12 protein-coding genes and 1 pseudogene are annotated in these 13,402 nt (G+C 60.5%); all 13 read left to right on the top strand.

Going from position 1 to position 13,402, the window contains the following annotated elements; translation table 11 throughout:
* Window positions 1-16 precede the first annotated feature (16 nt).
* The 13 genes and pseudogenes from nuoE (at window position 17) to serB (ending at window position 13,259) form a co-directional block, all read left to right on the top strand.
* On the top strand, window positions 17-511 hold the full coding sequence (gene nuoE, locus LOL23_RS10050; RefSeq protein WP_160979590.1) for an NADH-quinone oxidoreductase subunit NuoE: 495 nt from the start codon (window positions 17-19) through the stop codon (window positions 509-511).
* Window positions 508-1,875 (top strand): NADH-quinone oxidoreductase subunit NuoF, encoded by a 1,368-nt coding sequence (gene nuoF / locus LOL23_RS10045; RefSeq protein WP_160979592.1) that lies wholly within the window; start codon window positions 508-510, stop codon window positions 1,873-1,875. Before nuoE ends, nuoF begins: the two co-directional genes overlap by 4 nt.
* A gap of 15 nt (window positions 1,876-1,890) precedes the next feature.
* Entirely contained in the window at window positions 1,891-4,218 is a 2,328-nt protein-coding gene (gene nuoG / locus LOL23_RS10040) for an NADH-quinone oxidoreductase subunit NuoG (protein ID WP_160979594.1), read from the top strand.
* Window positions 4,218-5,291, top strand: a complete 1,074-nt coding sequence (gene nuoH, locus LOL23_RS10035; RefSeq protein WP_160979596.1) for an NADH-quinone oxidoreductase subunit NuoH — start codon at window positions 4,218-4,220, stop codon at window positions 5,289-5,291. Before nuoG ends, nuoH begins: the two co-directional genes overlap by 1 nt.
* 19 nt (window positions 5,292-5,310) lie before the next feature.
* Window positions 5,311-5,799, top strand: a complete 489-nt coding sequence (gene nuoI, locus LOL23_RS10030) for an NADH-quinone oxidoreductase subunit NuoI (RefSeq protein ID WP_160979598.1) — start codon at window positions 5,311-5,313, stop codon at window positions 5,797-5,799.
* A gap of 17 nt (window positions 5,800-5,816) precedes the next feature.
* Window positions 5,817-6,455, top strand: coding sequence for an NADH-quinone oxidoreductase subunit J (locus LOL23_RS10025; protein WP_160979600.1), 639 nt, complete (start codon window positions 5,817-5,819; stop codon window positions 6,453-6,455).
* The gene (gene nuoK / locus LOL23_RS10020) at window positions 6,452-6,760 is read left to right on the top strand and encodes an NADH-quinone oxidoreductase subunit NuoK (protein WP_160979602.1); all 309 of its coding nucleotides are present in this window, start codon (window positions 6,452-6,454) and stop codon (window positions 6,758-6,760) included. Before LOL23_RS10025 ends, nuoK begins: the two co-directional genes overlap by 4 nt.
* Before the next feature lie 13 nt (window positions 6,761-6,773).
* Window positions 6,774-8,786, top strand: a complete 2,013-nt coding sequence (gene nuoL / locus LOL23_RS10015; protein WP_160980005.1) for an NADH-quinone oxidoreductase subunit L — start codon at window positions 6,774-6,776, stop codon at window positions 8,784-8,786.
* Complete coding sequence (locus tag LOL23_RS10010; RefSeq protein WP_160979604.1) at window positions 8,783-10,285, top strand: NADH-quinone oxidoreductase subunit M; 1,503 nt, start codon at window positions 8,783-8,785, stop codon at window positions 10,283-10,285. The genes nuoL and LOL23_RS10010 overlap by 4 nt, the downstream gene beginning before the upstream one ends.
* 9 nt (window positions 10,286-10,294) lie before the next feature.
* Complete coding sequence (gene nuoN, locus LOL23_RS10005) at window positions 10,295-11,779, top strand: NADH-quinone oxidoreductase subunit NuoN (RefSeq protein WP_160980007.1); 1,485 nt, start codon at window positions 10,295-10,297, stop codon at window positions 11,777-11,779.
* 74 nt (window positions 11,780-11,853) lie between these two features.
* Window positions 11,854-12,021, top strand: a pseudogene (locus LOL23_RS19075) (DUF2818 family protein); the annotation flags it as partial.
* 78 nt (window positions 12,022-12,099) lie between these two features.
* Window positions 12,100-12,411: a DUF2818 family protein gene (locus LOL23_RS19070; RefSeq protein WP_439652087.1), complete on the top strand. Its 312-nt coding sequence runs from the start codon at window positions 12,100-12,102 to the stop codon at window positions 12,409-12,411.
* Entirely contained in the window at window positions 12,408-13,259 is an 852-nt protein-coding gene (gene serB / locus LOL23_RS09995; RefSeq protein ID WP_160979608.1) for a phosphoserine phosphatase SerB, read from the top strand. Before LOL23_RS19070 ends, serB begins: the two co-directional genes overlap by 4 nt.
* The last annotated feature ends 143 nt before the right edge of the window (window positions 13,260-13,402 follow it).

The raw sequence follows: 13,402 nt of genomic DNA, 5'->3' as shown, positions 1-13,402 counted from the left end.
ATACCGGATTCAAACTATGCTGCTTTCCGAACAAGCCTACCAGAGAATCGACCAGGAGCTCACCAAGTTCCCGGCGGATCAGAAGCGTTCGGCCATCATGGCCGCGCTGGCGATCGCACAGGACGAAAAAGGCTGGGTATCGACTGACGTTATCCAGGATATCGCCCAGTACCTCGGCGTTCCACCCATCGCGGTGCAAGAGGTCGCTACGTTCTACAACATGTTCGATACGCACCCAGTGGGGCGCTACAAGATCACTGTGTGCACCAATCTGCCCTGTGCCTTGCGCGATGGGGTCAAGACGGCCGACTACCTGAAGAAAAAACTGGGTATCGACTTTCACGAAACCACGCCGGATGGCATGTTTACCCTGCTCGAGGGCGAGTGCATGGGCGCCTGCGGCGACGCGCCGGTGGTCCTCATGAACAACAAGCACATGTGTGTGCGTATGTCGTCCGAGCGCATCGACGCAATGATTCACGAACTCAAACAGCACGGAGAGTCGGTATGAGCGCGGCGGCAGTCCTGCAGAAATTTTCGGAAGGGTTGGCCCCGAATCCGGGCGGCGAGCTTTCCCGCAGCATGGTCTTCCACGACCGCCATATCGCTCCGCAGATCATGGCGGGCCTGGACGGCGACAACTGGCGTCTCGAAGACTACGTCAAGCGTGGTGGCTACGAGGCCCTGCGCAAGATCCTCACCACCGGCATGACGCCTGATGACGTGATTGCCGAAGTCAAGGCATCCAGCCTGCGCGGCCGCGGTGGCGCGGGTTTCCCCACAGGTCTGAAGTGGAGCTTCATGCCGCGCACCTTGCCCGGCCAAAAATACCTGGTCTGCAATTCCGACGAAGGCGAGCCCGGTACGTTCAAAGATCGTGACATCCTGCGCTTCAACCCTCATATCGTGATCGAGGGCATGGCCATCGCCGCGTATGCGATGGGCATCAGCGTGGGTTACAACTACATCCACGGCGAAATCTTCGAAATCTATGAGCGTTTCGAGGAAGCGCTGGAAGAGGCGCGCAAGGCGGGCTTCCTGGGCGACAACATCCTGGGTTCCCAGTTCAGCTTCCAGCTGCACGCTTTCCATGGCTACGGTGCATACATCTGCGGCGAAGAAACCGCCTTGCTCGAATCGCTCGAAGGCAAGAAAGGCCAGCCGCGCTTCAAGCCGCCGTTTCCGGCCAGCTTCGGTCTGTACGGCAAGCCCACCACCATCAACAACACCGAAACCTTCGCGGCGGTGCCCTGGATCTTCCGCAACAGCGCCAAAGAGTACCTCGAGATCGGCGTACCCAATGCAGGTGGCACCAAGCTGTTTTCGGTCTCGGGCGATGTAGAGCTGCCTGGCAATTACGAAGTCCCGCTGGGCACGCCGTTCAGCGAGCTGCTCAAGCTGGCTGGTGGCATGCGTGGCGGCCGCAAGCTCAAGGCGGTGATTCCCGGTGGCTCCAGCGCGCCGGTGCTGCCCGCCGACATCATGATGCAGACCAACATGGACTACGACTCCATCGCCAAGGCGGGGTCAATGCTCGGCTCGGGCGCGGTTATCGTCATGGACGAGACCCGCTGCATGGTCAAGTCGCTGATGCGTCTGTCGTACTTCTACTTCGAAGAAAGCTGCGGCCAGTGCACGCCTTGCCGCGAAGGCACCGGCTGGCTCTATCGCATGGTGCACCGTATCGAACACGGTGAAGGCCGCCCCGAAGACATGGAAGTGCTCGACTCTGTGGCACAAAACATCATGGGGCGCACCATCTGTGCCCTGGGCGACGCGGCAGCCATGCCCGTGCGCAGCTTCATCAAGCATTTCCGCGACGAGTTCGCGCACCACATCCAGCATAAAAGCTGTGTGGTACCCAAATATTTGTAGGCTCAGGATATTCCAATGGTCGAAATCACCATCGACGGCATCAAGACCGAAGCGCCAGAAGGCAGCATGGTCATTCAGGCCGCCCATAAACTGGGCGTCTACGTGCCGCATTTCTGCTATCACAAGAAACTGTCCGTGGCCGCCAACTGCCGCATGTGCCTGGTGGACGTCGAAAAGGCACCCAAGGCGCTGCCGGCCTGTGCCACCCCCGTTACCAACGGCATGGTGGTGCATACGCGTTCGGCCAAGGCCGTTGCCGCGCAAAAAAGCGTCATGGAGTTCCTGCTGATCAACCACCCCCTCGACTGCCCCGTTTGCGATCAAGGCGGAGAGTGTCAGCTGCAAGATCTTGCCGTGGGCTACGGTGCCTCTGCATCGCGCTACCAAGAGGCCAAGCGCGTCGTCGTGGCCAAAGAAATGGGCCCGCTCATTTCCACCGAGGCCATGCAGCGCTGCATCCATTGCACCCGTTGCGTGCGCTTTGGCGAAGAGATTGGCGGCATGATGGAAATCGGCATGGTGAACCGTGGCGAATTCTCTGAAATCACCACCTTCGTCGGCAAGTCCGTTGAATCTGAACTGTCGGGCAACATGATTGACATCTGCCCGGTCGGCGCGCTGCTGTCGCGCCCGTTCAAGTTCAGCGCCCGTACCTGGGAAATGTCTCGCCGCTTTTCGGTCAGCCCTCATGACAGCCTCGGCGCCAACCTCGTGGTACAGGCCAAGATGGACCGCGTGCTGCGCGTGGTGCCCTTCGAGAACGAGGCCGTCAACGAGTGCTGGATCAGCGACCGTGACCGCTTCTCCTATGAAGGCCTGTACGTCAAAGACCGCCTGGCGCACCCCATGATCCGCGGCGAAGACGGCGAGTGGCGCGAAGCCTCGTGGTCCGACGCTCTGCAAGTGGTGGTGCAAGGCCTCAATACCGTGCGCGAGCACGCTGGTCCCGAGCAGATTGGCGCGATTGGCAGCCCTACGGCCACAACGGAAGAACTGGCGCTGCTGGCACGCCTGACACGTGCGCTGGGCTCCGAAAACGTCGACTTCCGCATGCGCAATATCGACGCCGCGTTCGACAAGGCCCTGCCGGGTGTGCCCTGGCTGGGCATGCCGGTGGCTGATCTGGGCAAGCTGGATCGTGTGCTGGTCATTGGCTCCTTCCTGCGCAAGGACCACCCCCTCATGGCGCAGCGTCTGCGCCAGGCTGTCAAGCATGGCACTCAGGTATCGTTCATTGATTCGGCGGCCGATGATCCGCTGTTCCCTGTGCATGCGCGCATGACCGTGGCGCCCAGCCTGCTGCCGAACGCACTGGCCGAAGTCTCGGTGGCCTTGGCGCTGCAAGGCGGCCAGGCCGCTCCCGACGCCTATGCAGGCGTGGCGGCTTCCGAAATCGCACGTACCATTGCGGCCAGCCTGGCATCGGGCGAGCGCGTCGCTATTCTGGTCGGCAATATGGCGACGGCATCCGATCGTGCCGCACTCATCGCCGCCAATGCCTCGGTGCTGGCCAAGGCGCTGGGCGCCCGCTTCGGTTTCCTGACACCCGGCGGCAATACCGTCGGCGGCTATTTGGCAGGTGCGGTGCCCGCCGCAGGCGGTCTGGGTGCCGAGCAAATGCTCAAGCAGGCACTTAAGGCCTACATCGTGCTGCACACCGAGCCGCTGTTCGACAGCGATAACGGCCCACAAGCCGTGCAGGCACTCAAAGATGCGGCCTTCGCGGTGGCGCTCACCCCCTTCCGCTCCGCCGCGCAAGACTGGGCCGACGTCATGCTGCCGGTCGCGCCGTTCACTGAAACGTCCGGCACCTTTGTCAACGCCGAAGGCCGCGTGCAGAGCTTCAAGGGTGTCGCCGCCCCTTACGCCGATACCCGTCCCGCCTGGAAGGTCTTGCGGGTGCTGGGCAACCTGTTCGAGCTGCAGGGCTTCGACGACGAAACGTCCGAGTCCGTGCGCGATGCTGTGCTGGTGGGTGGCGTCGACGGGCGTCTGTCCAACAACGTAGCGGCCCAGCCTGGTCTTTCGCAGCACACTGCTGGCCTGGAGCGCGTTACCGATATTCCCATCTATCGCAGCGACGCGCTGGTGCGCCGTTCCGAGCCCCTGCAGCAAACGCCTGCCTCGGCGGCGCCGCGTGCGCGCATGGCGGCCGCTACGCTTGCACAAGTGGGCGCACAGGATGGCGATGCGCTCAAAATACGCAGTGCCCAGGGCGAAATTGTCCTGCCGGCGCAGATTGATGACACTGTTGCCCCAGGTTGCGTCCGCATTGCGGCGGCCTTCGATGCGACCGTCGCGTTGGGCGGCGGCTTTGGCGAACTTAAGGTGGAGCGTGCCTGATGGAGTGGCTGACTGCAATTAACAACTTCGGTACCGATCTCGTCGGGCCGACCGCGTGGCTGGTAGTCTGGTCGCTGATCAAGATTGTCGTGATTGCCGTTCCCATCATTTTGTGCGTGGCATATCTCACGTACTGGGAGCGCAAGATGATCGGCGCCATGCACGTGCGCATGGGGCCCAATCGTGTGGGCTACCGCGGCCTGCTGCAGCCATTCGCCGATGTCTTCAAGCTGTTGACGAAAGAAGTCATCATGCCGGCCAAGGCCAACAAGGTGCTGTACGTGCTGGCGCCCGTGGTGACGTTGATGCCGGCGCTGGCCGCCTGGGCGGTGATTCCATTCGGCCCCGAAGTCGTGCTGTCTGATGTCAACGCTGGTCTGCTGTTCCTGATGGCTATCACCTCGCTGGGGGTGTACGGGGTGATCGTCGCGGGCTGGGCCTCCAACTCCAAGTATGCATTCCTGGGTGCGTTGCGGGCTGCCGCGCAAATGGTGTCCTATGAGCTTGCCATCGGCTTCGTGCTGGTGACAGTGCTTCTGGTATCGGGCACGCTCAACATGAGCGGCATCGTCGAAGGCCAGGCTGCGGGGTGGTTCGCCGGCAAGGGCATCAGCTTCATGTCCTGGAACTGGCTGCCGCTGCTGCCGCTGTTCGTGATCTACGTGATCTCGGCCGTGGCCGAGACCAACCGCCACCCCTTCGATGTGGTGGAAGGCGAATCCGAAATCGTGGCCGGCCACATGGTCGAGTATTCGGGTATGGGCTTCGCGCTGTTCTTCCTGGGTGAATACGCCAACATGATCCTGCTGTCGGCTCTCGCCTCGATCATGTTCCTCGGCGGATGGCTGCCGCCCTTCGATTTCGCGCCCTTCACCTGGGTGCCTGGCTGGATCTGGCTGGGCGTCAAGACCTTTGTGGTGGTGTCGATGTTTATTTGGTTCCGCGCGACATTCCCGCGCTACCGATACGACCAGATCATGCGCCTGGGCTGGAAGGTATTCATTCCTTTCACGGGCATCTGGCTGCTGCTGGTGGCGATCTGGATGCAGACGCCCTGGAATATCTGGCAATAGGAAACAAGGGGCTAGAGTTATGCAAGCTATCAAGGATTTCTTCGGCAGCCTTATGCTGACCGAAATGCTCGAGGGCATGAAGCTCACGGGTAAGTATTTTTTCAAGCGCAAGATCACCCTGCGGTATCCCCAGGAGAAGACGCCTGCGTCGCCGCGGTTCCGCGGGCTGCACGCATTGCGCCGCTATCCCAACGGCGAAGAACGCTGCATTGCGTGCAAGCTGTGCGAGGCGGTGTGTCCGGCGCTGGCCATCACCATCGAGTCGGCTGAGCGCGATGACGGCACACGCCGCACCACGCGCTACGACATCGACCTCACCAAGTGCATTTTCTGCGGCTTCTGTGAAGAGAGCTGTCCAGTCGATTCCATCGTGGAAACGCACATTTCCGAATATCACGGCGAAAAACGCGGCGATCTGTACTTCACCAAAGATATGCTCCTGGCTGTTGGCGACCGCTACGAATCCGAAATCGCGCGCCGCCGTGCCGAAGATGCTCCTTATCGTTGATGGCGGATCAGACACCCATGATTTTTTCCACCGTTCTGTTCTATGTGCTGGCCCTGGTCCTGGTCGTTGCCGCGTTCCGCGTCATTACCGCCACCAGCCCAGTCACCGGGGTGCTGCACCTCATTCTGGCGTTTTTTTCCGCATCCATGATCTGGATGCTGCTGGGCGCCGAGTTTCTGTCGCTTTTGTTGGTGCTGGTGTATGTAGGCGCCGTCATGGTGTTGTTCCTGTTCGTGGTCATGATGCTGGACGTGCGTATGGAAACGCTGCGCGCCGGCCTCAAGACCTACCTGCCACTGGGCCTGCTGATCGGCCTGATCATGGTGCTCGAGATGGCCTTTGTGATCGGCCGCACCTGGTTCGGCGCTGGCCCGGCCGCGCCTGTGGCTGACGATTACGACAACACCCTGGCGCTTGGCACGCTGATGTACAGCGAGTTCGGCTTCGCCGTACAGGTGGGCGGGGTCATCCTGCTAGTGGGCATGATCGCTGCCATTGCGCTTACCTTGCGCAAGCGCGCCGATGTCAAGCGCAACCGCCCGGCCGACCAGGTCAAAGTACGTGCACAAGATCGTGTGCGCCTGGTCAACATCCCGTCGCAAACCGAAGCGTCCGCCGAAGCGGCTGTCGCTGACGCCACAGGGGACAAAAAATGACTCTGACGCTTGCTCACTATCTGATACTGGGCGCGATCCTGTTCGCCATCGGTATCTTTGGCTTCTTTCTGAATCGCCGCAATCTGATTGTCCTGCTCATGTCCATCGAGCTCATTCTGCTCTCGGCCAACATGAACTTCGTCGCCTTCTCCACTTGGGCGGGCGATGCGGCCGGACAGGTGTTCGTGTTCTTTGTGCTGACAGTCGCGGCTGCCGAGGCGGCCATCGGCCTGGCGATCCTGGTGTTGCTGTTCCGCAACCTGAAAACGATCAACGTCGAAGAACTTGACCAGCTCAAGGGTTGATGGGATAGCACAAATCATGACTTCACCTAATCTCTATCTGCTTATCGCGCTGGCACCCTTGGTCGGTGCCATTCTGGCCGGCTTTTTCGGGACGGGCTTCCTGGGTAGGGCGGTCGGCCGCTCTGCCGCACACGTCATCACTATCGCCGGCGTGGCAATCTCCTTCGCAGGTTCAGTCATCGTGCTGTTCCAGGTGTTGGACGGCCACACCTATGACGGTGTGCTCTATACCTGGAGTGTGATAGGCAAAACCCGTATCGAGCTGGGCTTCCTGATCGATTCGCTGTCGGCGCTCATGATGGTCGTGGTCACCTCCGTGTCCCTGATGGTGCACATCTACACCATCGGCTACATGGCCGACGACCCGGGCTACCAGCGCTTCTTCGCGTATATCTCGCTGTTCACCTTCTCCATGCTGATGCTGGTCATGTCCAACAACATGGTGCAGCTCTTCTTCGGCTGGGAAGCAGTGGGCTTGGTATCCTACTTGCTGATTGGCTTCTGGTACACCCGCCCAACGGCGATCTTCGCCAATCTCAAGGCTTTCCTGATGAACCGCGTCGGCGACTTCGGCTTCATACTCGGGATCGGCCTGCTGTGGGCATATACGGGCAGCATGCACTATGGCGACGTGTTCGCACAGTCCGACAAGCTCTCTGGCATCATCTTCCCTGGCACTGATTGGCAGATGCTGACGGTGGCCTGCTTGTGTCTGTTCGTGGGTGCAATGGGCAAATCGGCGCAGGTGCCGCTGCATTCCTGGCTGCCCGACTCCATGGAAGGCCCGACGCCGATCTCGGCGCTGATCCACGCCGCGACCATGGTGACGGCCGGCATTTTCATGGTGGCCCGCTTCTCGCCCCTGTATGAGCTGTCAGACACCGCGCTGTCGGTCATGATTGTGATCGGCGCGATTGGCGCGCTGTTCCTGGGCATCCTGGGCATCATCCAGAACGACATCAAGCGCGTGGTGGCGTATTCCACGTTGTCGCAGCTTGGCTATATGACCGTGGCGCTGGGCGCGTCGGCCTATTCGGCGGCGATTTTCCACCTCATGACACACGCGTTCTTCAAAGCGCTGCTGTTCCTGGGCGCGGGTTCGGTCATCATCGGCATGCACCACGACCAGGACATCCGCAATATGGGCGGCTTGCGCAAGTACATGCCCATTACCTGGATCACCTTCCTGATTGGCACACTGTCGTTGGTCGGCACGCCGTTCTTCGCCGGCTTCTATTCCAAAGAGCACATCATCGAGGCGGCGGGCGCGGCCAATGTATGGGGCGCAAGCTTCGCTTACTACGCGACGCTGATCGGTGTCTTCGTCACCTCGTTGTATTCTTTCCGCCTTTATTTCCTGGTCTTCCATGGCAAAGAGCGCTTCCCACTGGGCAGCCATGGCGAACACGATCACAAGGGGCACGATGACCATGGTCATCACGGCGGTACCCCGCATGAAACTCCTTGGGTGGTCACGCTGCCGCTGGTGCTGTTGGCCATCCCCTCGATCATCGCGGGTGCCTGGTTCATCGATCCGCTGCTGTTCGATGGCTATTTCAAGGGTGCCATTGCCAATCTGCCCCAGCATCCGGCCATGGCCGAGCTGGCTGGCCACTGGCACGACTGGGTGGCTTACGCACTGCACGGCTTCAGCACGCTGCCGTTCTGGCTGATGGTGGCCGGTTTTGTGGTGGCGTGGTACTGCTACGTGGTCAACCCGCGCGTGCCGGCGGCGGTCTACCGCAATCTCTCCTTTATCAACCGTATTCTCGAGAACAAGTACTACGCTGACTGGTTCAACGAGCAAGTGGTGGCGCGCGGCGCGCGCATGCTGGGTACGGGCTTCTGGCACGCCGGCGACCGCGGCCTGATCGACGGCTTGATCGTCAACGGCAGCGCCCGTTTGGTGGGTTGGGTTGCGGCCGTCAGCCGTCACCTGCAGTCCGGCTACATCTATCACTATGCCTTTGCGATGATCGTCGGGATCATGGCTTTAATCTCCTTTTTCGTACTGACGGTTCAATGATGGCTGGCGATATGGCGTCTTCTAATCTCCCCTGGCTTACGCTTTCGATCTTCGTTCCCATCATTTCGGGGCTGATCGTACTGCTCCTGGGCGGCGACGACCGTCCGGGGCTGACCCGCAAGCTGGCCCTCATCGGCTCCATCGTGAGCTTCCTGGTCACGATCCCGCTCTATACCGGGTTTGACAACACCACGGCCAGCATGCAGTTCGTCGAGCTCACGCCCTGGATCGAAACCTTTGCCATTAACTACCATCTTGGCATTGACGGGATTTCGGTCTGGTTCGTGCTGCTCACGGCTTTCATCACGGTCATCGTGATCATGGCCGGCTGGGAAGTCATCACCAGCCGCGTGGCGCAATACATGGCCGCGTTTCTGATTCTGTCGGGTCTGATGGTCGGTGTGTTCGCTGCACTAGACGGCATGCTGTTCTACGTGTTCTTCGAGGCCACGCTCATTCCGATGTACCTGATCATCGGTGTGTGGGGCGGCCCGAATCGCGTTTACGCCGCCATCAAGTTTTTCTTGTATACCCTGCTGGGTTCATTGCTGACGCTGGTCGCGTTCATCTACTTGTGGCACGCCGCGGATGGTTCGTTTGACATCCTCACATGGCACAAGCTGCCGCTGGATCTTACGCCGCAGATCCTGATCTTCATCGCGCTCTTTGCCGCATTCGCCGTGAAAGTGCCAATGTGGCCCGTGCATACATGGTTGCCCGATGCCCACGTCGAGGCGCCGACGGGCGGCTCGGTGGTGCTGGCGGCCATCATGCTGAAGCTGGGTGCATACGGCTTCCTGCGTTTCTCGCTGCCCATCACGCCTGATGCGTCGCACAGCCTGGCGGGCGTGGTCATTGCACTCTCGCTCATTGCCGTGATCTACATCGGCTTGGTGGCGATCGTCCAGGACGACATGAAGAAGCTCGTGGCGTATTCGTCGGTTGCCCACATGGGCTTTGTCACCCTCGGCTTTTTCATCTTCAATACGGCGGGTGTCGAAGGCGCCATCGTACAGATGATCTCGCACGGTTTCGTGTCAGGCGCCATGTTCCTGTGCATCGGCGTACTCTACGACCGCCTGCACAGCCGGCGCATTGCCGACTACGGCGGAGTGATCAATGTGATGCCCCGTTTCGTGACGTACTTCGTGCTGTTTTCCATGGCCAACGCCGGCCTGCCAGCCACCAGTGGCTTCGTGGGCGAGTTCACAGTCATCATGGGTGCGGTCGAGTACAACTTCTGGATTGGCCTGCTGGCCGCCACTGCCCTGATCCTGGGCGCGTCTTACTCGCTGTGGATGCTCAAGCGCGTGGCGTTCGGCGACATCGCCAACGATAACGTGCGTGGTATGTCTGACCTCAGCGCGCGCGAGTTCCTCATCATGGGGATCATGGCGATCGCGGTGCTCTACATGGGCATCTATCCCAAGCCGTTCACAGACGTTATGCACGTGTCGGTGGAAAACCTCCTGCAGCACGTAGCCGTCTCGAAACTGTAAGCCCGAACTATCATGCAAAACCAATTCAATTTCGCCCTGGCCGCGCCTGAGATTCTGTTGTTGATCCTGGCCTGCGTGGTCTTGCTGGCTGATGCGTTCAACAAATCCGAGTCGCGTCACGGCACGTTCCTGCTCAGCCTGCTGACCGTGGTAGTGCTGGGTGTGGTGTCTGTGCTGCAGTGGCAGGCGGGCGTAGCCGGTAACTCTTTCAGCGGCCTGTATGTGGTCGATTCGCTGTCCCACTTCCTGAAGCTCGGTTCCTGCATCGCCGTCGCCGTCACGCTTATATACGGCCGCGACTATGTCGAGCAGCGCGACATGGTGCGCCATGGCGGCGAGTTCTATTCACTGTCGCTGCTCGCCTTGCTTGGGCAGTTCGTGATGATCTCGGCCGGCAGCATGCTGACGGTGTATCTGGGTGTCGAGCTCATGTCCTTTGCGTTGTACGCGCTGGTGGCTATCCGCCGCGACGACGTGGCGGCCACTGAAGCTGCCATGAAGTACTTCGTGCTGGGCGCGCTGGCTTCGGGTGTGCTGCTCTATGGCATGTCCATGATCTACGGTGCCACTGGCCAGCTCAACTTGCGCTTGATCGCTCAGGTGATTGGCAGCGGCAATGCCGAACGCCTGCCGCTGGTGTTCGGCGTGGTGTTCATCGTTGCCGGCCTGGCGTTCAAGCTCACCGCCGCGCCTTTCCATATGTGGACGCCCGACGTCTACCAGGGCGCACCCACCTCGGTCACCCTGATCATTGGCGCCGCGCCCAAGCTGGCGGCGTTTGCCATCACGCTGCGCCTGCTCATCGAAGGCTTGCACGGCATTGCGCTGGACTGGGAGCCCATGCTGATGATCCTCGCGGTACTGTCGCTGGCCATCGGCAACCTTACCGCCATCGTCCAGAGCAACTTCAAGCGTATGCTCGCCTATTCCACAATAGGCCAGATGGGTTTTGTCTTCCTGGGCCTGCTGTCGGGCGTGGGCGGGCAGGGCGAGACCTCGATCGCCTATGGCGCGGCACTTTTTTATGTCGTGATTTATGTGCTGACTACGCTGGTTACGTTCGGGCTCATCCTGCTGCTGAGCCGCCGTGGCTTCGAGTGCGACCAGATCGCCGACCTGAAGGGCCTGAACCGGCGTGATCCACTGATGGCAGGCATGCTGCTGCTGGCCATGTTCTCGCTCACGGGTATTCCGCCGATGGCGGGCTTCTACGCCAAGCTGGCGGTGCTGCAGGCCCTCATCGGTGCAGGCTACGTAAGTCTTGCGGTGGTTGCTGTGCTCTTCTCGCTGGTCGGCGCGTTCTACTACCTGCGCGTAGTCAAGGCTGCGTACTTCGACGAACCCGAGTTCGATCATCCCAAGGTGGCGCAAGGCGCCATCACGCGTGGCGTGATGTCGGTCAACAGCTTGCTCATCATCGGCCTGGGCATTTTGCCCGGCGGCCTGATGGCGCTGTGCGTAAGCGTGATCGAAAACTCGCTGCGCTTCCAGTAAGTGCAACCCGCAATGGCCGCGCTCGTGCGTAGTGACGCGGCGCGGCCGTTGCGGTTCTTATTTGCAAGGCAGGCATGAGTCAGTCTTTTGCTGTGTGGCTAGTGATCATCGTAGCGTTGACCACGGCCAATCTTCCCTTTGTCATACAGCGCCCCTTCGTTGTCCTGCCTTGGGGACAACAGGGCGAAGCACCGATGGGCGTATGGCCCCGGGTGGCGCTGTCGCTGCTGTTTTTCGTTTTGCTTGGCGGCGCTGCATGGCTAGGATGGCGGCTTATCTCTGGGAGCCTGCTGCTCGGTGGCGACGTCGCCGATTTGGCCATGTTTGGAGTGCGGATGGCGGGGGCTGTGGCGCCCGTGTTGCTGTTGCTCGCGTATCCAGGCTGGCGCAATCGCGGGCGAACAGTCGAAAAATCTTTCTTCGCACGCCTGGTCGAAGCGCTGGTCTTCTACGGGCTGGTCGGCGTGTTGGGCTTTGCGCTCGAAGGCAATCTGGGTAACCGCTTTGCGCAAACCTGGGAGTTCTACGCCATCACGCTTAGCCTGTTTCTGGTACTGGGCTATCCCGGTTTTGTGTTCCGCTATTTGCTGCGGCGCCACAAGCGCGCGCGCGGCGCGCATGTTTCATCATGACTCAACTGATTCTCCAGGCGCCTAATCTGGACGCCTCCCGCATCGAGAAAGTGGCCGCCATCGCACGTGCCGGCGGTATTCAAGAACTCGGGCCGACTGCGGTTCGTCTGCTGGATGTCGATACAGACGAACGTGTGGCGCTGGAGCATCTGTGCTTCGACGCCGGCATGGATTACGCCTTCATCGACCAGATCGCGCTGCTGCGCGATTGCCGTATCCTGGCCATGGATATGGACTCCACCTTGGTCAATATCGAATGTATTGATGAGATCGCCGCAGCGGTGGGCAAGAAGGCAGAGGTTTCAGCCATCACTGAGGCGGCGATGCGGGGCGAGATTGCTGACTTTGCCGAAAGCCTTCGTCGCCGTGTAGCCTTGCTGGAGGGCGTGCCCGAAGAAGCGCTGGGCCAGGTTTATGAACAGCGCCTGCGGCTGAATGCCGGTGCGCAACGCCTGATCGATACGGCCAAGGCGCATGGTCTCAAGACGTTGCTGGTTTCGGGCGGCTTCACCTTTTTCACGGGCAAACTCAAAGCGCGTCTGGGGCTGGACGAGGCGCATTCCAATGTGCTTGAAGTTCACAATGGCAAACTCACTGGCCGCGTGCTGGGCGACATCGTTGATGCCCAAGGCAAAGCCGATCACCTCAACGCACTGGCCGAGCGTCTGGGCGCTGCGCCAGAGCAGATCATAGCCATCGGCGACGGCGCCAACGATTTGAAGATGATGGCGGGCGCCGGGTATTCGGTAGCCTATCGCGCCAAGCCGGTCGTACGCCTGCAGGCGCGTTTCTCGCTGAATTTCAGCCCGCTCGATGCGGTGCTGAATTGGTTCCGCATGTCCCACTGACATTGACGCCCCTGCGGGCTGGCGCCTGCCCGATGTCTGCGCGGCTTGATGCGTTTTTGGGCATCATGTATTGCCGCAAGGCGGCCCGCTTCGCGGTCCCGCTCCAGGAGTGATCACAAGGCTCAAACTGAATTTTGATCCGG

The sequence above is a fragment of the Paracandidimonas lactea genome, from assembly GCF_021653995.1.
GTDB lineage: Bacteria > Pseudomonadota > Gammaproteobacteria > Burkholderiales > Burkholderiaceae_B > Allopusillimonas > Allopusillimonas lactea.
This window is presented reverse-complemented; position numbering and strand designations above follow the sequence as displayed.

Coding starts and splice junctions, on each gene's coding strand:
- nuoE (WP_160979590.1), top strand. CDS start 17: ATGCTGCTTTCCGAACAAGCCTACCAGAGAATCGACCAGGAGCTCACC.
- nuoF (WP_160979592.1), top strand. CDS start 508: ATGAGCGCGGCGGCAGTCCTGCAGAAATTTTCGGAAGGGTTGGCCCCG.
- nuoG (WP_160979594.1), top strand. CDS start 1,891: ATGGTCGAAATCACCATCGACGGCATCAAGACCGAAGCGCCAGAAGGC.
- nuoH (WP_160979596.1), top strand. CDS start 4,218: ATGGAGTGGCTGACTGCAATTAACAACTTCGGTACCGATCTCGTCGGG.
- nuoI (WP_160979598.1), top strand. CDS start 5,311: ATGCAAGCTATCAAGGATTTCTTCGGCAGCCTTATGCTGACCGAAATG.
- LOL23_RS10025 (WP_160979600.1), top strand. CDS start 5,817: ATGATTTTTTCCACCGTTCTGTTCTATGTGCTGGCCCTGGTCCTGGTC.
- nuoK (WP_160979602.1), top strand. CDS start 6,452: ATGACTCTGACGCTTGCTCACTATCTGATACTGGGCGCGATCCTGTTC.
- LOL23_RS10010 (WP_160979604.1), top strand. CDS start 8,783: ATGATGGCTGGCGATATGGCGTCTTCTAATCTCCCCTGGCTTACGCTT.
- LOL23_RS19070 (WP_439652087.1), top strand. CDS start 12,100: ATGTTTGGAGTGCGGATGGCGGGGGCTGTGGCGCCCGTGTTGCTGTTG.
- serB (WP_160979608.1), top strand. CDS start 12,408: ATGACTCAACTGATTCTCCAGGCGCCTAATCTGGACGCCTCCCGCATC.